Source organism: Nordella sp. HKS 07 (assembly GCF_011046735.1).
Classification (GTDB): Bacteria; Pseudomonadota; Alphaproteobacteria; order Rhizobiales; family Aestuariivirgaceae; genus Taklimakanibacter.
On record NZ_CP049258.1, the window covers coordinates 635,569 to 655,533 of the forward strand.

At 57.3% G+C, this 19,965-nt stretch carries 22 protein-coding genes and 3 pseudogenes; 18 read left to right on the forward strand and 7 right to left on the reverse strand.

Annotated features, from left to right (window positions below; all coding sequences use genetic code 11):
• Positions 1-23 precede the first annotated feature (23 nt).
• Positions 24-527: a YidB family protein gene (locus G5V57_RS02995; RefSeq protein ID WP_246737502.1), complete on the reverse strand. Its 504-nt coding sequence runs from the start codon at positions 525-527 to the stop codon at positions 24-26.
• A gap of 42 nt (positions 528-569) precedes the next feature.
• On the opposite strand from G5V57_RS02995, the gene G5V57_RS03000 reads away from it, so the two are divergent.
• From G5V57_RS03000 to G5V57_RS03025, 6 genes and pseudogenes are all read left to right on the forward strand, one after another.
• Complete coding sequence (locus G5V57_RS03000; RefSeq protein ID WP_165166128.1) at positions 570-827, forward strand: GlsB/YeaQ/YmgE family stress response membrane protein; 258 nt, start codon at positions 570-572, stop codon at positions 825-827.
• 707 nt (positions 828-1,534) lie between these two features.
• A pseudogene (locus G5V57_RS34145) lies at positions 1,535-1,688 on the forward strand (CsbD family protein).
• A 133-nt stretch (positions 1,689-1,821) separates the two neighbouring features.
• On the forward strand, positions 1,822-3,201 hold the full coding sequence (locus G5V57_RS03010) for a sensor histidine kinase (RefSeq protein WP_371744718.1): 1,380 nt from the start codon (positions 1,822-1,824) through the stop codon (positions 3,199-3,201).
• 816 nt (positions 3,202-4,017) lie between these two features.
• The gene (locus G5V57_RS35090; RefSeq protein ID WP_371744856.1) at positions 4,018-4,158 is read left to right on the forward strand and encodes a hypothetical protein; all 141 of its coding nucleotides are present in this window, start codon (positions 4,018-4,020) and stop codon (positions 4,156-4,158) included.
• A 468-nt stretch (positions 4,159-4,626) separates the two neighbouring features.
• Positions 4,627-5,159 (forward strand): annotated as a pseudogene (locus tag G5V57_RS03020) (DUF6600 domain-containing protein).
• Complete coding sequence (locus G5V57_RS03025; protein ID WP_165166131.1) at positions 5,156-5,530, forward strand: hypothetical protein; 375 nt, start codon at positions 5,156-5,158, stop codon at positions 5,528-5,530. Before G5V57_RS03020 ends, G5V57_RS03025 begins: the two are co-directional and overlap by 4 nt.
• A 391-nt stretch (positions 5,531-5,921) precedes the next feature.
• Here the strand turns inward: G5V57_RS03025 and G5V57_RS03030 are convergent, their stop codons facing one another.
• On the reverse strand, positions 5,922-6,299 hold the full coding sequence (locus G5V57_RS03030) for a hypothetical protein (RefSeq protein ID WP_165166132.1): 378 nt from the start codon (positions 6,297-6,299) through the stop codon (positions 5,922-5,924).
• A 448-nt stretch (positions 6,300-6,747) separates the two neighbouring features.
• On the opposite strand from G5V57_RS03030, the gene G5V57_RS03035 reads away from it, so the two are divergent.
• The 6 genes from G5V57_RS03035 (at position 6,748) to G5V57_RS03060 (ending at position 11,675) form a co-directional block, all read left to right on the forward strand.
• Positions 6,748-8,127 carry a tyrosine-type recombinase/integrase gene (locus G5V57_RS03035; protein WP_165166133.1) on the forward strand — a complete coding sequence of 460 codons (1,380 nt, stop codon included), beginning with the start codon at positions 6,748-6,750 and terminating at the stop codon, positions 8,125-8,127.
• A 110-nt stretch (positions 8,128-8,237) separates the two neighbouring features.
• A complete protein-coding gene (locus G5V57_RS03040; protein WP_165166134.1) occupies positions 8,238-8,798 on the forward strand; it encodes a hypothetical protein in 561 nt (186 codons plus the stop codon).
• Between the two features lie 103 nt (positions 8,799-8,901).
• Positions 8,902-9,111, forward strand: a complete 210-nt coding sequence (locus G5V57_RS03045) for a helix-turn-helix domain-containing protein (protein ID WP_165166135.1) — start codon at positions 8,902-8,904, stop codon at positions 9,109-9,111.
• 69 nt (positions 9,112-9,180) lie between these two features.
• A complete protein-coding gene (locus G5V57_RS03050) occupies positions 9,181-10,512 on the forward strand; it encodes a hypothetical protein (protein WP_165166136.1) in 1,332 nt (443 codons plus the stop codon).
• A gap of 510 nt (positions 10,513-11,022) precedes the next feature.
• Positions 11,023-11,451 carry a hypothetical protein gene (locus G5V57_RS03055; protein ID WP_165166137.1) on the forward strand — a complete coding sequence of 143 codons (429 nt, stop codon included), beginning with the start codon at positions 11,023-11,025 and terminating at the stop codon, positions 11,449-11,451.
• Complete coding sequence (locus tag G5V57_RS03060; RefSeq protein ID WP_165166138.1) at positions 11,448-11,675, forward strand: hypothetical protein; 228 nt, start codon at positions 11,448-11,450, stop codon at positions 11,673-11,675. Before G5V57_RS03055 ends, G5V57_RS03060 begins: the two co-directional genes overlap by 4 nt.
• 461 nt (positions 11,676-12,136) lie before the next feature.
• Here G5V57_RS03060 and G5V57_RS35095 read toward each other — a convergent pair whose 3' ends face one another.
• Positions 12,137-12,484, reverse strand: a complete 348-nt coding sequence (locus tag G5V57_RS35095; RefSeq protein ID WP_371744719.1) for a Rap1a/Tai family immunity protein — start codon at positions 12,482-12,484, stop codon at positions 12,137-12,139.
• Between the two features lie 200 nt (positions 12,485-12,684).
• Between G5V57_RS35095 and G5V57_RS03070 the strand changes: the two are divergent.
• Positions 12,685-13,202 (forward strand): annotated as a pseudogene (locus G5V57_RS03070) (recombinase family protein).
• A 187-nt stretch (positions 13,203-13,389) separates the two neighbouring features.
• Here G5V57_RS03070 and G5V57_RS03075 read toward each other — a convergent pair.
• Positions 13,390-14,022 carry a L,D-transpeptidase gene (locus G5V57_RS03075; protein WP_165166140.1) on the reverse strand — a complete coding sequence of 211 codons (633 nt, stop codon included), beginning with the start codon at positions 14,020-14,022 and terminating at the stop codon, positions 13,390-13,392.
• Between the two features lie 83 nt (positions 14,023-14,105).
• Between G5V57_RS03075 and G5V57_RS03080 the strand changes: the two genes are divergently transcribed.
• Complete coding sequence (locus tag G5V57_RS03080) at positions 14,106-14,456, forward strand: hypothetical protein (protein WP_165166141.1); 351 nt, start codon at positions 14,106-14,108, stop codon at positions 14,454-14,456.
• 408 nt (positions 14,457-14,864) lie between these two features.
• A complete protein-coding gene (locus tag G5V57_RS03085; RefSeq protein WP_165166142.1) occupies positions 14,865-15,065 on the forward strand; it encodes a hypothetical protein in 201 nt (66 codons plus the stop codon).
• Positions 15,066-15,401: 336 nt separating this feature from the next.
• Here the strand turns inward: G5V57_RS03085 and G5V57_RS34150 are convergent, their stop codons facing one another.
• Positions 15,402-15,848, reverse strand: a complete 447-nt coding sequence (locus G5V57_RS34150) for a hypothetical protein (RefSeq protein ID WP_246737503.1) — start codon at positions 15,846-15,848, stop codon at positions 15,402-15,404.
• Between the two features lie 68 nt (positions 15,849-15,916).
• On the opposite strand from G5V57_RS34150, the gene G5V57_RS34155 reads away from it, so the two are divergent.
• A complete protein-coding gene (locus G5V57_RS34155) occupies positions 15,917-16,099 on the forward strand; it encodes an SRPBCC domain-containing protein (RefSeq protein WP_246737504.1) in 183 nt (60 codons plus the stop codon).
• 134 nt (positions 16,100-16,233) lie between these two features.
• On the opposite strand, the gene G5V57_RS03100 is transcribed toward G5V57_RS34155, so the two are convergent.
• Positions 16,234-16,461 (reverse strand): hypothetical protein, encoded by a 228-nt coding sequence (locus G5V57_RS03100; RefSeq protein WP_165166144.1) that lies wholly within the window; start codon positions 16,459-16,461, stop codon positions 16,234-16,236.
• 307 nt (positions 16,462-16,768) lie between these two features.
• Between G5V57_RS03100 and G5V57_RS03105 the strand changes: the two genes are divergently transcribed.
• Together G5V57_RS03105 and G5V57_RS03110 are read left to right on the forward strand one after the other, a co-directional pair.
• Positions 16,769-18,019, forward strand: coding sequence for a DUF2092 domain-containing protein (locus G5V57_RS03105; RefSeq protein ID WP_165166145.1), 1,251 nt, complete (start codon positions 16,769-16,771; stop codon positions 18,017-18,019).
• A complete protein-coding gene (locus G5V57_RS03110) occupies positions 18,016-18,207 on the forward strand; it encodes a hypothetical protein (RefSeq protein ID WP_165166146.1) in 192 nt (63 codons plus the stop codon). The genes G5V57_RS03105 and G5V57_RS03110 overlap by 4 nt, the downstream gene beginning before the upstream one ends.
• Before the next feature lie 408 nt (positions 18,208-18,615).
• On the opposite strand, the gene gltS is transcribed toward G5V57_RS03110, so the two are convergent.
• The gene (gltS, locus tag G5V57_RS03115) at positions 18,616-19,863 is read right to left on the reverse strand and encodes a sodium/glutamate symporter (protein WP_165166147.1); all 1,248 of its coding nucleotides are present in this window, start codon (positions 19,861-19,863) and stop codon (positions 18,616-18,618) included.
• Positions 19,864-19,965: the final 102 nt, after the last annotated feature.

The following is a 19,965-nucleotide window of genomic DNA, read 5'->3' on the forward strand; positions in this document are numbered from 1 at the left end:
TGAAATCAACATTGTTGTGCACATCATTGCGGTAAACGCCCTTCAGGCGTCATCCTGTCCACGACATGCGGAAGCACTGAGGCCAAGCGCGAAAGCAAATCCGCGCGGCTCAAGCCAGTCTGTTTGACGAGACTGTCAATGAGGTCTGGCCCTAACGCGCGTTCCATTTCCGTATCCCTGATTGGTTTGTTGGGTCCAGATTCTACCCATGAATCTGCAGTCGCACCCTGGCCGTTTTGCCGGAAGCGGTCAACGAGCTGACCAAGCCCACTATTCAAGTCGGTGCCTGTCGCGCTGCCACCAAGAGATTTTCGTGCGCTATCCAGAATTCCGCCGAGGGGGCTGTTGGGGTCAGACGTTCCGAGCCCTCTTACAAATTCTCCAATTTTGTCGCGATTTTGGTATCCCGCTATAGCTACCAGCCCCAAAAGAGCGGCAAGCGACGGCATTCCTCTAGCCATTATCCTCTCCCATTTTTCGTAGTAGTGGTGAACAAATTCGCGTCCAAAGGGTTCCAACTTAGGCATTTAAAAGTGCTACAGGAGAAATGCGACACAGGGAGACGCCTCATGAGCTTTATCTGGACAATCATCATCGGACTCCTTGCAGGGGTAGTTGCCAAGTTCCTGATGCGTGGCCCCAATGAACCGTCCGGGTTTATTCTGACGACAATCCTGGGCATTGTGGGGGCGTTTGTTGCCAGCTATCTCGGCCAGGTCTTGGGATTTTACGGCCCGGGCGAAGGCGCCGGTTTTGTTGGAGCGGTCATTGGAGCTGTAATCGTGCTCGCTGTCTGGGCGATGATTACGAGGAAGAGGGCGGCCTGAAGGTCTCGCCGATAATTTCGAAGCCACTGAATTGGAAAAATATCAGGATCAGAAGTCCTAACAGGAATCCATCAATGGAACTTGCTGAGCCCTGAAAGGCTCGGATGACGCCCGAAAGAAACATGCTCATGGCCGTAAATAATCCGTCTGGTGAAAATGCGCGCAAAGGCGTAGTGCGAATGCGCTCTCAGCTCAAGGCCAAGATCGAAGGCGAGGAACACTGGACCAAGCGGACAAGACTTCCGGCGAGTTCATGGCGCAGAAGAGGGGTCCGGAGGCGCCGCCCTATAAAGGCGTTCGGAAAGAATGATGCGGGCTTAAGATTGCTATGGAACTCATGCTCGCCCTCATCATGGTTTGCGGAAATCACGGTTTACTGCTTTCCATTGCATCCAGAAAAACACTAGTCATTTCGTGATCCTCAAATCTCGCCGGCATAGAAAATCATCTGAACGGTCATGACCCGGCTCGGTGGCCCGCCAGGGCTGTAGCAGCGAAGTGATAATTTGGCGGGCCCTAGGGCTACCTGCCGTTGGGGGGCTGGCAGGCTGCAGGCAACGATCACCCGCTTGGGTTGTTCCAAGGCGGCTTATTGGAGGACGATTCCACCGCGCACAAATTGTCGACGGGGAAGTTGTTCTAGAAGGAGCGCACCGGTATGGATTTGGAACCGCGTCGAAGGCAATTGGAAGCAGGTGAAGAGCAAGATGAAGGAGAAATGGGGAAAGCTCAGCGCGATGATCTCGACGTCATAGATGGCGACCTGGATCATTCGAACGCAGGATTGAAGTGCGCTATGGGATTGCGAATGATCAGGCCAAGAAGGACATTGATACTTGGCATGGCGAGCAACGCTGGTAATCGATAAGGCCCGGTTGCGGAATGAGGCCAGACTTTTTTGCATTTGCGAAGTTGTCCCGACAGAAAAAAGGGCCCGCCGATCTGAGAAAGGGCGGGCGTTCTCGGATAACAACAACCATGAGGAAAGTTGTGATTGTGGTTCAGGTATTCACCAGAAGCTGCCACCGCTGAGAGCAATCAAAAAGTGGTCCGGCGAATTCCCATGCCAGCAAGGCGACGAGAGGACCCCAAGGTGATAGGACTGCCGGCCGCCCACGCGACTTTTCCGGCAAATGATGAGAATATATCTTCAATGCCGCGTGATTTTTTCACACGCCCGCCAGGAACGTACCCGAGCCGACGCTTTCGCCGACATCAAATTAACAGTAAAAGGTTCCATGAGAGCATTCGTCAGGGTGCGTTTGAAGAGGTCTGCGGCGTGACTGAAGCAAATGACAAGAGCGATCAGGTTGAAGAGTTGCTGACGACGCCGGATTTGGCCGGTGCTCTCGAAAGCGAACAGTTCAGGCGATTTCTCGACCAAATCCCTATCGCAATCATCGTTGCGGAAATGGTATCCCAGGAGCGCATTATCTATGCTAATCCGGAGTTCGAGAAACTAACCGGACAAACCAGCGCCGCCATTCAGGGTAAATCATGGTCGGTCCTTCACGGAGAAGGAATTGGTGAGAAGCCTGGCTTGAAGCTCAGTTACGCCCTTGCGAATGAAAGCGAATATGTGGGTACCTTCCGTATTGAGCGTGCTGAGAGTGAACCGTCATTGGTCGATGCTTATTCCAACGTAATCGTCGATGACAATGGAACGCCGGCTTTCAGGCTTGCCGCGCTGGTCGATGTAACTGCCCACGACCAGCCCCAACGGGAGGAGCTTGAAAAACAACTTCGTGACAAGGATATGCTTCTTCGAGAAATTCAGCATCGCGTCAAAAATAACCTTCAGATGATAACTGCTTTGATCCGGCTTGAGGCTCGCAACGCATCTGGCAGGCTGGACAGTAGGCCTTTCGACCGGCTCGCAGGACGCATTGAATCTCTGCAACTTCTATACAAATCCCTCTCGGAGGGTGATCAGAGCCAAGAAATCGACCTTGGCACCTATCTAAGTCAAATCGCCTCGAGCGTGATGCATACGCACGCCGTTGAAGGTATCCGTCTTGACCTGAAAGTCGATGCGTATCCAGTCTCAGTCAACGTAGCGATGCCTACCGGTCTCGTCGTCAATGAGTTGCTGACAAATTCCCTGAAGCATGCATTCAAAGGGCGTGACGGCGGCACCATCACCCTAAACTGCCTGACCGACGAGATCGGATGCCGTGTGATTGTAGCCGACGACGGCGTCGGACTTCCCGATGGTAAGAACTGGCCAGAGAGAGGCAAGCTCGGGGCACTTATTGTCCAGTCGCTGCGTGAAAATGCCAAAGCTCACATCGAAGTCGCTTCGACCCCACAAAAAGGAACGCGGGTGACAGTCGTTTTCACCCGCGCCGCAGCGGCGCCGGAAACGATGAGCTAGGGCAGTCCCATAGTGGTTTGGAACGGCGATTCTAGCTCTTCAATCAGCCACACCGCGCTTTATCTCTCATCCGGGGAATGACTTCTCGTGGACGGGCGGGCCCCCGCCAAGAGATTAACGACATCACACTTGGCATTTTTGGGACCGCGAAACTGGGAAGCTCGCGATGCGCGGAACTCAAAAGCCACCGGAATATTCGCGTGATTGTATTTCCGTAGCTTTTTCGTCACTCATATCGTGCGGAGAATGTTTCGATCGGAATTGCCGCCTCAAATTCGTAGGTCGTACGCACTGAGTTGGCCATCACGCCGACCAGATTAGCCATCACCAAGTCGCCTGTTCAGCCCCAGCTCGCTCCAGCTCATTGAGCCGTATCATCATCCCGGTCCGCCGCTCTCATTCCTCGCCGCATTATTTCGCGCACGGCTGCTGCTCGATTGGGCAGACGGTTCTCAAAACGCCAGTCATCTATTGCCTTCAGCTCCTGAGATGTCAGCATCACTTGAAGGCGGATTAAACGTTGCCCTGAGCGCAATTCCACCCTCGCGTCAGTCCCGGCTCGACGAGCCTGCGAATAGTTCGATGATCTCTGAAGCAAGCGAGTTCGGCGATGATCCATTTGACTCGGTGGCCGCGCGTCATTCGCTCAAATTTCGGCCCATACACAGACTTGATGAGATCTTCCGGTAGCCTGGTTGTCACAACAGGATAATGGAACGTGGCGAGTCGACCGCGTGCTTGCTTCAGTAGGTTTGTTGACTTCGCCATGTTTTCTGTATGCACAAAAAACGAGCCGAAGCAAAGCGCAAACTGGGTATGACCCCCTTGCATGCGGCAGTTAGGGGGCCACGCCTACTTGAGCATCTTCTCGGCAACGGAGCAGATGTGAACGCCAGAAGCTTTGAAATCGTGGGCGTTGAAGGTCAGCCATGTCTCGCGGCTTCCTCTAAACCCTAGTGTAGTTTCCGAGGAGGCAGTCAAAGGCTCGGCCGACACACAAGCTGGGTCGGCCATGAAGTCGACTTCCCTCAGCGCGTCTTGGTGCTGCTTGCTACTGCAAAACACCTTTTCGCATCTGTCTCAAGCATTTTGACGGCTGATAATCAACGACCTGCCTGCAAGCATGCGCTTTTGGGAACTTAATCGAGTAAAGAATCTTTCAAATTTAGGTATTTTTGCGAGGAGCGCATCATGCGGCTTGCAACCACTCCTCTTTTCTCAGTCGTGGGAGGCAACATTGGCCCTGACTGTCCCTATTCCGACGGCAGATGTAAACCTCAATCCCTCAGCAAAGGCGGCAGCCAACATTTCCATTTCCATAGACACTTTTTATGACGACTTGGCACCCTATGGCAGCTGGGTGCACTACGAAGATGCTCATGTTTTTGTCCCAAGTCGCGTCCGCCATGGTGGCGGCCCTATACGATTGGACACTGGGTCTACACCAGACGATATGGCTGGCTATGGGTATCGGACGAGCCCTTCGGATGGGCCGCGTACCATTATGGCCGCTGGGGTTTTTCCAAGACATCGGCTGGTATTGGATCCCGGGCAGACGCTGGGCACCGGCATGGGTCTCTTGGCGCCGCAGCAGGGACTATGTTGTATGGGCGCCGCTTCCACCACGTTTCGATGACGATTTCTCGATCGAGATAACGGTTCGCGATATTCCCAACGATTACTGGGTCGCCGTACCCTCGCGCAGTTTCCTAGAGAGGGACCTTTCGGCGTCGATCATCGATGATGACCACGAGCGCTTCCGGGCGGTCGAAGAGACCAAGCCGGTCGGCAATGTCACCATCCAAAACAATATTGTCGTGAACAACGCCATCGATGTCGGTTTCGTCGAGAAGCAGACGAAGCAACAGGTGAAGCCCGTCGAGGTGAATGAGACGGATAATCCCAAGCAGGCCGGGAAAGGAGGCGCGGGAAAAGTTGCTGTGTTCACCGGCGAGTGAAGCAGGAAATCGACGCGAAGCCCGCGCAAGTCAAAGAAGTCCAAGAGGTCACGAAGGAAAGAGCGAAGCAGGAGAAGCAGGCTCCGGGTCCTGCCCGCGAAACCGAGCAGCCGCAGGGCGGTAAGAAGAAAAAGACGCTGCAGACCGAGGAGCAGATAACGGCGCTCGATGAAGCGCAACAACAACAGGGTGAAGGGCAGCCGACCGGAAAGAAGATAAAGAAGGAAGAGGTCCAGCCGCAGCCGGGCGCGGAGCAACTAGCGAAGAAGAAAAAGGCTACCGGCCAGGCCGTGGAGGCGCAACCTCAGCAAAGCGAGGAGCAGCCGATTCAGAAAAAGAAAAAGGCGACCAAGCAGTCGACACAGCCGTAGGAGGTGGTGCCTCAGCAGGGCCAAGAACAGCCGGTCAAGAAGAAGAAAAAGGCCGGAGTACAATCCTCTCAAGGCTCCGAGCCGCTCCAGAATTCGGAAGAGCCAGTCCAGACCGAGAAGTCAAAAAAGGAAAAGGTTCAACCCGCGCTGGAAACCCCGGCAATAAAGTCGAAGAAAAATGTCCCGGCGAGTAAATGTGATCCTGCCACAGGCGAAGGCTGCGCCCAATCGAGTCAAAAGGGCTCCATAAGGAAGGACTTGCCCGGCTTTCCACCGTGCGCCCTTCTCCTCCGCCTCGCTCGCTTTTCAGAAACTCAAGTGAGATAGTACCGCCCTGGCGTCCGATCGCCGGCAATGGACCTCCTGCCTGCGGCATGCTCGCGTCGAGTAACTAAAATGCGCATGCCCAGCCGGCCGGAAGTTCCGTCCACCACTCCGGCCATTTGACTTTGTGTGGCAGACGTGTGGCTCGCAGAATAATCCGTTGCTCATCAGATGTAAGATGGCGCTCACCAAGTCGTGCCAACGCGGCTTCGATAAGCCAGGGCTCGAGCAGGATACTGGCCGTATCGCGATAGGGATCAAGCAACTTTGCCATTCGCAAGGTCTCAAGCGCAGAATTCACGCTACCGGGAGTGACAATCTGCAAGCTAATCGCCGACTTACCAGGCTGGCCGACAATTCGCTTGTCCGTCGCTTCGTCAAACGCCAGAATAGCGGCGCGGGCAGCAGCGCTGTCACCCTCGAGCCCACACTTGGTGATCTGCAAAAGGAAGGCTTCCGCTCCGCTCTGCTCCGACCTCACGGACGGTTACCATCTGACCAAGAACCGCTTCCACGCTGGTGCGCACTCGGAGTGCGGTAGGTTGATAGCGATAAGAGTAACTTCGCCCCGACGTATGAGCCATCCGATCCGATATGGGACAAATATTGGACAGGACGAACTCAAGCCAACTAAGTATTTGAAATGATTGGCGCCCCCTAGGGGACTCGAACCCCTGTTTCAGCCGTGAGAGGGTGGTTTTGTGGGGTTTTTCTTTCCGCCACCGTTCACCAAAATGCAATCTTTTCAACGTTTTCATCCCCTAGCATCCGTCCCTGTACACAGGCGTTTATTCGACGTATATTCGACCCATCCCTTTTCCGCCGTCGCAGCTATTCGTCCGATATTCGACGACGGGGGCACCGGCCGGAAACATGGAGGAGAAGTGTCGAATATGGCACGGACATTGAACGAAGCGCCAGTCACCACAGCCAATGCCCGCTCGAAACTCGTAACGGGTGAATATGCAAGGCGGCTCGATGCCGACGCGGCGCTCTGGTACCGCAAGGGCGTCAGGGGTGGTGTCTGGTTTGCCCGATGGCGCAATCACGGGCCGGGTGCGAACTACAAGCAGAAGCCGATCGGGCCAGCCAATGACCTCAACGACAAGCCGACGGACGGCCTGTTTACTTTCCTGCAGGCTGAGAAACGGGCGCGCGATATCATTGCCGAGGCTCGCCAGGCTATCACCGCGGAAGCGGACGGGCCGGCGCCGACGGTGCGCTCTGCCGTCAAGAGCTACGTCGCCGAACGCGACGACCGCGCCAGCCGCCGCAAGGGCCTAGCGGTCCGTTCTGATGCCGCTCAGCGCCTGGGGCGCTACGTGCTCGGCCATACCAAGCGCGGCAAGCGGAAGGCCATTCCGGCGGCGCCGTTGGCGGACGCGGCGCTGCATGCCCTGACAGAGACGGACCTCAAGAAATGGCGCGCCAGTCTGCCAGCACAACTCAAGGCCACGACGCGCCAGCGGCTCATCAACGACGTGAAAGCCGCCCTCAACAGCGGCTATGAGGCGCACCGTGCGACCATGCCGGCATCGCTACCTACCATCATTAAGCATGGCCTCAAGGCCGAAAAGATCGACGATGACGAGGCGGTGCCACTGGCACGCGAAAACCAGATACTCACCGATGCCCAGGTCAGCGCCCTGATTGGTGCTGCTCGCGCGGTCGATGCGGAACAAGGCTGGGACGACGACTTGTTCAGGATCATCCTCGTGCTCGCAGCGACCGGCGCTCGCTTCTCGCAGATCGCGCGCATGAAGGTCGGCGACGTCCAGAGAGCGCATGGCCGATTGATGGTCCCGGTATCGCGCAAAGGGAAAGGAAAGTCAGGCCAGATTGCCGTGCAGGTGGGCCGAGATGTGCTCGACGAACTCCAGCGTGTTGTGACTGGCCGCAAGCCGGACACGCGCTTGCTGGAGCGCTGGAGGTTTGAGCAGCGGCCGGGTGGGATCGAATGGCATCGAGCCGACCGCGGTCCCTGGCTGAGTTCGAGCGAGCTTGTTCGGCCTTGGGGCGAAATCCGACAGCGCGCCGGGCTGCCCAGTGCAATCCCCTACGCATTGCGTCATTCATCGATCGTTCGAGGGATCCGGGCGAACCTCCCGATCCGCTTGGTCGCCGCATTGCACGACACGTCGGTTCCGATGATCGAACGTCATTATTCAAAATGGATTGTGGACGGTCTCGAGGAGCTGGCGGCAAAGGCAATCGTGCCGCTCGTGCCGCAGGACAGTGGGGGGAAAGTGATTATCCTGAAGAGCGGCATGTAATGAGCGAGTCACCCGCCCCCGATGTCGACGCCATGATCGCTGCTGCCTCAGCGCTGCTCCCGGCCGAGGCTCTGAAAGCGGCCGTAGAAGCGAGTAGGAGCAGGCTGTGGATGAAGCTTATCGCAGGGGGACATCCTTTCCATCCCCCTCCGCCGGCTTATCGTACATCCTGGCTGGGGCGCATTTACTACTGGGTGTGGCGCCTGGGTGTACGACTGGACGGCGTTACGGTGGAAAAGCTTCTTGCTCGGGCCAGAGACGGCGACAAATCCGCCGATAACCTCGTGCGCGGATTGGCCGCCCATTGCTTGCGCGAGCGCATCGCCATGCCGCCCTGCCTAAGCGAGTATGCCGCGGACAAGATGTTGGAGAGCATCCATATCTCCGAGAAAGCGCGGCGGTTGGTGGAGAACTACCCCCGCGATCATATGATCTTGAATGCGGTTTATCGCATATCCAAGGATTTTGGTATTCCAGCGACATGCAGTTGGAATGCTGGGTCCAGCACGCCGAAATCCGCCTGCGCAATCGTCTCCGCGGCCCTTGCCCGTAATAGCATTCATATCTCCGAAGATGGGGTCAAGAAAATTTGGAATCGCAAGAGCAAGGACTTCGAAAAAATGAAGGTCGTCGACACGCTTATGGGAATAAATGAAATAGAAAGCTCATAGGACATGTGACGGCTTCACGTGTCCCCGTGTCATTCGTATCCGGTTCGCATACTTCTCCCACACACGCACTGGCGGTTCGGTGCACAAACGTGGAGAAGTTTTAATGTCTCAAGATGAAGTGCCGACGAAACGCCGACTCGCGCATTCGTTTGAGTCTGCGGCGGAAGCATCCGGCGTGGGTCGATCCTCGCTTTACAAGTACGCCAAGGCCGGCCAGCTCAAAGTCCGCAAGGCGGGTCGCCGCTCGATAATCCTAGATGACGATTTGCGCGAAATGCTCGCGAACCTTCCCCGCTGGGAAGTCAAGTGTTGATGGACGAAGAAACAGCGCTCGTCATCGGCATGCCGGGCCTTCTCGTTGTTTGGGTTAGGGCGGGATGCGATGGCGGATGATCTCATAAGCAAGCGCGTTTTCGCGCGCCCATTGCGGTTCGACCTCGATGTTGATGCAATGGCTCTGTTCCAGCTCATCGGGACGTTAGCCTTTGATGATGCGGCTCGACGCATCATGGCGCATCTCGCTGCAGAGGCCGCAGCCAGCCCGGACGGCGGCTGGATTCATTACGCACGCGCCAGGAATTGGTACTCAAACCGACGCTATCTGCATGAAGTGCAGACCTACGCGAATGTCATGCGTGCCGTTGCCGGTCTTGAGAAAGAGGGGCTGATTGAGCATGTGAAATCGGAGCCCGGACGGCGCGGCACCGAATCCTTAATGCGCGCTTCTCGGCGGCTTCTGCAAATAATGCCGTCGGCGACACAATTCCTGAACACGAAGGATCCGGAAGTAATCTATCTGATGAAGAGGGAACAGACCTTCGAGAAGAACGGGCGGAAGTGGACAGAGCCGGCAAGGTCGATCCCGTATGAGGATACAGACGGGACCAGGCGCATGCGGCGGGACTTGCGATCCATCAATGAGGGCGTCGCCGGCGTTGAACTCCGGCATCCGAAGATAGGCATCATTCGCCCCGGAACGCCAATTCCGCGCCTGGGCAAGAGCAACCCCGGACCCGCGTTTATGGGAATGAGGCGGAAGTTTACCGAGAGATTCGATCAGCATGGCCGCTTCTATGCCTGGTGGCAAAACCTGCCCGGCAAAGAACGCGGGCTGCTGCTGCTCGACGGCGAGCGGGTTATCGAGGAAGACTATCGCCAGATTCATCCGACTCTGCTCTATGGCATGCGCGGTATTCGCCTGGAATGCGATTTTGACGCCTACACAGTCGACGGCCTTCCCCCGGAATTGCGCCCGCTGCTCAAGGTTGTGTTTAATGCGATGGTGAATGCGCGTGGGCGCCAAGGTCTTCACTTCACCATCACAGACAGGGCCAGGGAACTCACCGCGGCGGGCGAAATCCCGCCGGGCTTTGATGGGCATGCAGCCGCTGTCCTCCTCATGGATGCCATGTTGAAGCGGCACGCGACTATCGAAGACGCGTTCTTCAGCGATGCCGGTCTGACGCTCATGCGCGCCGATAGCGATATGGCGGAAGACGTCATGCTCACGCTACTTCGCGACGGGATTGTTTCCCTCGGCATTCATGACAGCTTCATTGTCCAGGCCCGCCATGGGGGAAAGCTCACGGAGACCATGGAGCGCGCCAAGGCCGTCATGCTCGACAAAATGAGCGGCCGAAACGTCGTTAAACTCACCCCCCGGAAAGAACGGGTCAGGAACGGGGCCAAGCTATTGATCCAGAACGAAAACTAGCCAAAGGTACTATGAAGGGGGGGCGTACTATTATTGGCTACCTTGCCGCCCTGCCCCTGTCTGCTGCCCCCGCGCCTGCTCCCCCTCAGATACTGGGAAGGAGGAGCAAAATCAAATCGGGCGATTTTCACCCACGCGCTTCCGTTTGAATAAGTCGCTATAATGGCATATATTTGCCCACTTAAGGCGCAAACATGCTGGGCAAAAATTTCTCAATATCAGTGACTTAACCATAAATTTGTGCTAATATCGAATTCTAGACGAATAAGGGTTTCTGTGCAGCATGCTAGCGCGTTACGAAGATTTCGGCGGAAGGCCATCCAACCGGCGGGGGACATCCATAGTCTCGCCATCTCAACGGTCGGGGGTCGCCAATTGAGCAGGAAACCCTCATCGGAAAAGTCAAAGTCTGACCCAAATGTTAACGTAATTGAGGTGCCGTGCGCACCCGGCGAAGATGTTGACCTTGCCACTGCCAGGGTTTGCATCGGGCCTTACGCGGCAAATGCCTTGGCTCTCAAGCTCTTTGCCAAGGGTAGCACGGGCGGCAACATGCCATCCCCGGCGGTAGTCACGGCTCTTATCGAATCCTCAAAGAGCGTCCACAATAACGACATGAGAGACGTGGAGGCGATGCTTGTTACCCAAGCGATGACCCTCAACGCCATGTTCGCGGATCTTTCCCGGCGGTCCGCAATCAACTTGAACAGCAATTACCTTGAAGCGGGCGAGCGATACTTGAAAATGGCGATGAAGGCTCAGAGCCAATGCCGAATGACGCTTGAAACGCTCAGCGCCATCAAAAACCCCCCCGGTTATCTACGCCAAGCAGGCCAACATTGCCCATGGGCCGCAACAGGTAAACAACGCGTTCCCCTCGACTTCGCGCGCGAAGCAAAATTCAAATTCGCCAAACAAACTATTGGAGCAGACCGATGAAATCCCAATGGACGCCGGAGCGCCGGCAACGCCAGGCAACAGCAATTCAGCGTTGGAAACCTTGGGAGAAATCGACCGGCCCTCGAACGCCTGAGGGCAAGGCTATCGTCTCTCGCAACGCCAACAAGGGAGGAAAGCGCGAATTGCTTCGGGAGGAGATGCGGGAGTTTCGACAGTTCATTAAGGATGCCACGGTGATTCTGGACGAGGCGACTCAGTGTTGACAAATATGGGTTTGTCTCGCCCTTCGCACTCCCGCGCGCCGGGTTATGACGGCGCACGAGGCGTCGTCATAACCCGCGTACCGGTCAGAAAGGTCGGAGCATTCGCGGGCGGCGCTCCTATGGGGTCGGTGAATTACGCACTTCAGACTCGCTTGGCCACCTTTTTTAGCGTCGAGCGGGAGCATCCGATTGTGACAACTATGTCGTCTGCCCTTTCTTCAGCTTGAGAATGGCTTTGTTCCGTTCCGCCTCTTCTGGCAGACCCCTCCGGCAAGAACCGTCTGTTCCCAATTGCACACCGCCAGGGGCCCGCAAGGGAGTCGCTAGGATCGCGTAGGAGAGTCGTACAGCGGGTTCTGGCTCGGCCGAGTGTCGGGCATAGGGCGCCCACGGTGAGTCTCAGTGACTCTCTAAACGGCGTTCAGGGTCTATCGGGGCTAAGCGCCCTATCGGCCCGTTTCCTATTGCTTGGCGCACGGCCACTTTCTCTTGAGAGCCCTCAAAGCAACGGAAGCAGCCGAGCTTGCGCGAGCTTGTGGTTGTACCTCCAACTCCTTCAAGACAACTTTTCGGAGCTTCTCCACCTTTGCTCTGGGAGGGAGGCAGATCACCAATTTTTGTGTGGCAATCACCGCCGCCTCATTTGCTGTATCAACAACTGCGGCAAGATAGGACGCACAGCGAGCGCTTGACCGACTGCACTCGGTATAAAGCTTGTCAGTGTTCCACATGCTTTTTGCTGCAGCGGGTAGTGCCAGCGTCAGACACGCAAGCACCCCAAAAGCGGCGACTGTACTAACCCACGGCATTGAGATGTCCAACGTGCCCTATGCGACCGAGTTCCGCGGGAGCATGGACGCAAGCGCGTCTACTTGGGGTGTACCCTCTGTGGACGTCTACTGACCGGCCCAATCCCGTGCACTATGGGTTTGTAACGACATAGTTGACAGCAACGACTCCGTGGTCTAAGAGCCATAGTGGACACACACCCGGACGGAGACCACGCACCATGTCAACGCATATCGGATACGCCAGAGTGTCCACCACCGATCAGAACACCGACACTCAGGCTGAACGGCTCAAGGCCGTAGGGTGCGCCGTGATCCGCAAGGAGAAGGTTTCCGGTAAAAGCCGAGATGGACGCAGTGAACTGGCGACGGTTCTGGAGTTCATCCGGCCCGGCGACGTCCTGACCGTGGTAAAGCTCGACAGGTTGGGCCGTAGCAGAAGGGCGCGCACCTCCGCGTCCTCGAACCGGCGATCAGCACCGACGGGCCGATGGGCAAGGTCATGCTCACCGTTCTCGGCATGGTCGCTGAGATGGAGCTAGGCTTCATCAAGGAGAGGCAGCTCACCGGCATCGCGAAGGCGAAGGCTGCAGGGGTCTACAAGGGAAGGCCGGTCAAGCTCGACTGGAAGAGGATCAAGAGCATGAAGGCGAGCGGTGCTGGCGCGACGGAGATCGCGAAGGCGCTGGGGTGCAGCCGGGGCATGGTCTATAAGGCGCTCAACGCTCCCGCCCGATAATCTGCACAGTCGACACCCGGTCCCCGGCCGGCGAGGCCATGTTCAAGATGATGGGCGTCTTCGCAGAGCTCGAACGGCCATGATCCACGAGCGAGTGAACGCGGCGCTCGCGAGAGGGAAGGCCGAAGACAAGACGCTAGGCGGCCCCAAGATTGGCCCAATGCGACAGGCCAGCAAGGGATTCACCCTACACTCCCTCCGCCATGACAATCACCCGACTTCCCACAGGGACCCGACGATAAAGATCAACGACATCCTGATTGACCATGCGGATGCAGCCCGACGAGGCATTCTTTCCGATGGAAAGTGGCTCCGTTGTGCCGTGTATGCGATAGAGCGTGTCGTTGCCGTTTTGGAATAGGTAGAGGGCTCTGGCGCCCAGCGGATTGTCGGGACCGCCCGGCATGCCGTTCGCCCATTTTGCTTTTTCGGGGCTACGCGCGATCATGTCCTTGGGCGGCGTCCAGCGCGGCCACATAACCTTGCGTCCTACATCGGCCAGACCCGCCCACCTGAAGCCGTCCCGGCCCACCGCGCAGCCGTAGCGGATCGCCGTTTTGTTCTCGAGCACGATATAGAGTTGCCGAGACGAGGTGTCGATAATGATAGTCCCTGGCCAATGCCGCCCATTGTAGGCGACAACCTCGCGACGAAAATCCGGCGGAAGCCTCTTGTAGTCGAACGGCGGCAAAGGATAGGGATCGTCGGCATCGTCAGCCCGTGCCGGCACCGCGAGCATAGTTGCTGCAGCACCGGCGAAGAAGGCCCTCCGCGACAATCTCTTGGCAGACACTTGCTCAATGTGGATCGATCTAGTCATTTACGACTTCCCAGCTCTTGTCGAGGTTGAACCTTGCAATGCCCTTTGCGATAGCTTCGGTATCGCGGACCGAGATCTTCTTCATGTACGATTTTGGCTTGATTTACCACAAAGGTTTCGACGCGACGGTTATTGTGAACACTCTCCTATGCCGATGCTGCGCACGCGATGAGGTGACGCTTGCGCAAGTCCAACTATTCCGGCTCAACATGGTGCTGGCATGCCTGGGCTGCGGCCACAAGCAGCTGATGGATCCTGACGAGCTTCTGAAGAAATGGCCGCCAGAGACGACGATGAAGCAGATCGCCACGCATGCCCGGTGTAAAAACAGAGGGTGCCGTGGTAACTACGGCGCCGAGGTGCTGTTTCGTACCGGAGAATTTCCAGAAGACTGGTGGCCGCGGACGCCGGCAAACCGAATGAGGCGCGCTTAACTATGACCTTGGCGCGTGGCGACCGATATGCAACACTTTAGGTTGCCGGGCCGAATCCGGCAGCGCTCCCACCACGGGGCCCGTCGGCAAGCTTGCCCCCCAAACCCCAAGCGCCGACGGGCTTCGCGCTCAGCTGGACGTCCGGAACCATTCAACGAGCACCCGCATTACGAAGATGGCCATGATTGCGCTCATGGCCATCTAGCCCGTCGGGCTATGGATTGCCTCCCAGTCCGGCGGGCGCCCTAAAACGCACATTGCCGGGATGGCCGCCCGTATCCAACTTACGGAACAACCTAAGCGGCTCATCGTTGCCTGTTGCCTGCCCCACGGCAGGTAGCCCCAAGGCCGCCAAGTGACCACTTCGCTATGCCCAATCCCTGGCGGGCCCCCGTCGAAGCGTCGACAATGAAAACCCGGACGACCATCTATGCTGGCGAGAATGGAGAGACGCCAGTTGTCCGCCAGGTTGAGATCGTGGTGGAAGGCCGCCGTCCCCTACAAGAAATGTCGCGCCTGCAGGAACTCCCGGAGAATTTCTGCATTGATCTGATGATCCTCTTTGACATCAGCAGACTAAACCCGCTTCCCTGGCGGGTTCTTTTTTGAAATGCTAGCGTGCTCGGCGGCGTGGTCGAAGCTGTCTCCCACGGCTCTCTTCGCAAAGCTGCTTATGCATGAGATATAACTCGGCGATTTCTCGCTCGGATATCTGCTCGAGAGCTGGGCGCTTTTGATCTGCTCATCCAGGCGCTGGGTCTTCGGACCAAGCGAGCGGGAGTTGCCAGGCCTAATTCCTTCCGCACCCCCTTATAAGGCGGGGCTTCAGGGTCCTTCTTTTGAGACATAAACTCGCCGGACGCCTTTTCCCGCTTCGTCCAATGCTCCTCGCCTTCGATCTTAGTCTTAAGCTGAGAGCGATTGCGGTCGGCGCCTTTGCGCGCGTTATCGCCGGGCGGTGGCGTGACTCACCCTCGCGCTGATGTCGCCATAGTTTGTTACGTTTCCGCCTTGGTTCAACGATATGCCATAGGTGTGTCCCAGAATTATTCCTGTGGACTGGTTGACCAGCGAGCCGTTGGCATTGAAGGCGAATCCGGCGGCAGTTCCGTCGGTGGAACTGATGACCGTGCCGGCGTTTGTGAAGGTCACAGGCGCAATGCCATTGATGATCAGAGCGTGTCCGGCCGTGGTCGCCACGGTGGTGCCAAGATTTAGCAGGTAGGCGTTATCAGTCGACAGTGTCTGCGTGGTCGTGCTGGGCCCGACGACATGGCGCGCACTGACGCAGCCGCATCTTTTGGCGGAATGGCTGGCGAAGACGCACTTCAACCCGCAAACCTGACATCGCTTCACGGTGAAGATCGATCCGCAGCCCGACAGAAGCTTCATGTTCGATTGCGAGGTCACCTCCGTCGATCCGAACAAGGTGCTTACCTATACGTGGAATTCGGTTGGCGATGAGACGGGAAAGGGCTGCGGAGCGTCGTGACCTGGCCCTCACCGCCACGCCCACCGGCACGCGCCTGCGCATGGAGCAGTCGGGCTTCGCGCCGGACCAGCCGGCCTACTTCTATGGCGCTCGAATGGGTTGGCCGCAATTCATGGCGAAGCTCGAACAGCTTCTCACAGGGCTCGATTGAAGCGGAAGCCTGCGGTTTTCGGATAAACCGATACGCAAAAACAAGGAAATAGAGCGGCGCATAATCGCTCGGCCTGAGGCGAGGACACGAGAGCGTTCAACTTGGGCGGAACGGGTCGCGAAGGGCACGCATGCTTACATAATTTTGGTAACAGCTGCTTCGAGGAAGAACGCGGCTCTCTCGAAGAACGTTGAAAGGCGTGCTCGCTGATGGTCGAGCGGAAAGACGCAGACGCAAATGACGCCGGGCTGGTGGCGTTCGTCGTGCTTGTCCGCTTTCACGGCGTTGACGCCGATGCCGAGCAGATCTGTCGCCGCATCGCGCCTGAAGAAGCCATAGGAGTCGCCGGCATGCTGCGCCATGCCGGATCCTGCGGGGGCGAGGCGCGCTGTCTCGCCAGCAATTGGAAGTGGAGAAGACTCCGCTCCCGGCGATCGCCAGCCGCCGAGACGGGCAGTTCTTAATCCTCAAAAGTAGCCGGCGCCAGCGCTGCTTTGTCGCCGCAAGGCTACACTCCCGTCATAGACGCCAAATCGCGCTGAAGCTCAACTGGTCAAGAATGTTGAGCGGGCAGACGCCGTAGGCTGCTTTGACTTGCGAAAGACGCTGAAAGGGTCCAGCCTAAGGTGGGCGACACACTGTTCACTGGTAAGTAAGGAAGGATAGAAAATGAATATCCGTCACCTTCTCGATCCTGAACAAGTACGCCTGGCAAGAAGGCGTAAGGGCGGGCTTACTGCTGCTAGACATGTGCTGGCGGCCGTCACTCTGACGGTCGGCGTTGCCGCGCTAAGCGTTCCTGCCTGGGCGCAAACGGAAGACGAGCTAGCCAAGCAATACAAGATCGAATCCATGAAGCAGGCGCTGGAGACGAAGGAGCGCTACGATCTCTATGGCCTGCGCTTCGCCAGTGACCAGTCGGCAGTCCCGGCTGACGCGCAATCGCTCCTGGACGACATTGCGGCGACGCTCAAGAACTTCCCTGAATGGCATTTGAGAATTGTCGGTCATACCGACGCCACGGCTGATCCGCAGCACAACCAGGCCCTGTCGCTCGACCGCGCCAACGCCATCAAGGCGGGGTTGGTCGAACGCGGCGTTGACGAGCAAAGGCTGGCTACGGCCGGCGCCGGCGAAAGCCGGCCTCTGGCCGGCAACGATACGCCTGAGGGGCGTGCTCTGAACCGCCGGGTCGAGCTTATTCGATTCACCGACTCGGCGGAGGCCAAGCGCCTGCTCAAGGCGATGTCGGATTATCTGGATGCGCAGAAAGCGATATCGTTCGACTACGATGCGGCGCTCGAGGTCGTAACCAATGATAAACAGAAGCTGGCGCTCTCGAGTTCCGGCATGGTGACGCTCAACCGTCCGGATAAGATCCGTGCGGCGCGCGCCGGCGGCTTCGTGGACGTCGAAACCCTGTTCGATGGCAAAACCCTGACCGTGCTCGGAAAGAACGCAAACAAATACACCCAGCTTGAAGTCCCCGGCACGATCGATCATTTGATTGACGAGTTGAGGACCAAATACGACCGACCCCTGCCTGCCGCCGATCTGTTGGGGACGAACGCCTACGCCGCCTTGATGGAAGACGTTTACGACTCGAAAGATCTCGGCAGTGGAGTGATCAACGGCACCGAGTGCGATTTTCTCGCTTTCCGCAAGGACGAGGTGGACTTGCAGGTCTGGATCGCCCACGGAGATAGTCCCTATCCGTGCAAATATGTCCTGACCTCGAGGCTCGTCACCGATGGACCGCAGTACAGTGTGGAGATCCGGAATTGGAGCACCGGCGACAAGGCCATGAAGGATGACTTTGCGTTCCAGAACGCGACGAACGCGGAGAAGATCGACCTGAAAGACTTGCAGGACAAGACGAGTGAACTTCCCTCGAACTTTGCAATGGGAGGCAAACAATGACCATATTGAAGCGAGTTGCGATATTGGTTGCCGCTTTGATCGCACTGGGCGGTGTGAGCGAATTGGGTCGGCATCTGTCCATCCAGGGGCTGCCCGGTTTTGTCTCGACCGCGCAGGCTGAAGTCGGCCGGCCGCTGACACCGGTCAGCGTTGCCGGTGTGGCCCGGCGGACGGCGCGGCGTAACTAGAGCATGATCCGGAAAAGTGCGAAGCGGTTTTCCGAAAAGATCATGCGCAAACGAGAAGATCAAGCATGATGGCTTTAGAAGATCGCCTTTCTCAACCCTCATGCTGAGGTGCGACCCCGGCCTTGAGCCGGGGGAGCCTAGATCACGATCCGTTCAGATCGAACGATCTGAACGGATTAACGTGATCGATTCATAGTTGGCGCGCGATCGGACGGAAAACCGGTACCCACTTTTCCTGATCGCGCGCCGAGCATTCATCAGGATAAAGCGACCCTTCGAGGGCCGCTTCGCGGCCACCTCGGGGTGAGGGTGACCCCCTTACCTCGCCTTCGCCGCTTTTGTCTGGGCGCGAACAGTGGGCGGAAGACAATGCTCTCGACCCTCGCAACTCTAACCCATCTTGCGGCGCTATCCGCCGGCCACTGGATGCGCAATTGAAAAATACGGCAAGGCAAGAAAGACCTTGGCCACCACGGCATTGGCAAGATCGACGAAGAACGAGCCGGCCAGTGTAATGAGAAGGAAGGCCTTTGGAGAAGGTCCGTAGCGATGTCCGACCTCATCCATGGTCGCCATGGCTACGGGCATGGAAGACAGGCCAAAACCCAGAAACCCGCCTGACGTGACAGCAGCGTCATAGTCGCTGCCGAGTAGCCGGAACAGGACAAAGTAGGCAATCGCTACGGTGGCTACCACTTGAATCACGACGTTCAGCATGAGCGGCACGATGATCACGGCCACCGAGATCAAAGGCGTCGACATCAGTGCCATCACCAGGAAAAGCTGAAGTGCCACAGCTCCACCTTTCTCGATCGGTGCAAAATCCAATGGGTGCTTCAAGATGTCCGCAACATTTGTAATGACCACGCCGGCTAACATGGCAGATAAGAACCCTGGCAGCAGCAGTCCTGCCTCACGCGCATATTGGTTAAGCTTCTCGCCCATCAAGACAGCGAGTGCGAGAACGAAGACGGTCGACAAGAGGCTCTCGATTTGACCGGTCTCTGCCGCTTTCGACGCCTTGGCGGGTGGAGGAGCTGCAAACGTGACATCGGTCTTGGCACCCTTTAGCCCATGCAAGTTGTGTCGCTTCACAATCCAACCCGTGACGGGGCCTGAGACGAGTGCACCCGCTATTACGGCAAGCGTCGCTGCGCCGACGGCCACGACCTGTGCGTTCTGGAGTCCCTGACTCTGTAGCTCCTTGGCCCATGCCATGGCAGTGCCAGGGCCGCCAACGAATGATAGGGACCCAACCAGCACGCCATAAGCCGGATGAACTCCCCAGAACGTCGCAAGCGCAGCACCAGAGAGGTTCTGTACCATCAGTGCGACGACCGTAACCGCACAGAGAATGAGCAGCGGTTTCCCACCGCTCTTCAATGCCGCAAGCTTTGCCGAAAGACCGATCGTCGTAAAGAAGATCAGCAGCAGAGCGTCCTTGAGGCGAGAGCCGAAGACGACATCGAAATCGACAAATACTTGAAGAAGCAGTACAGCTACCGCAACGATCATGGCTCCGACCACGGCGTTGGGCATATCAATGCGCCGCAAGAAGGGAACAGCTTGGCGAATGTATCGGCCCACAAAGAGTGCGATCACCCCAACGATAAGGGTTGAGAGCTCATCAAGCTCAAAACGTGTCATTGCTTCCATGATCTGACCACCACCCCATTGCGACGATCAGGGCATTCACTCAGCCTGAAGGTCTTTCCAACTGGTCGTTGCCACTGTCCGATCAACAAGAACGGACACGCT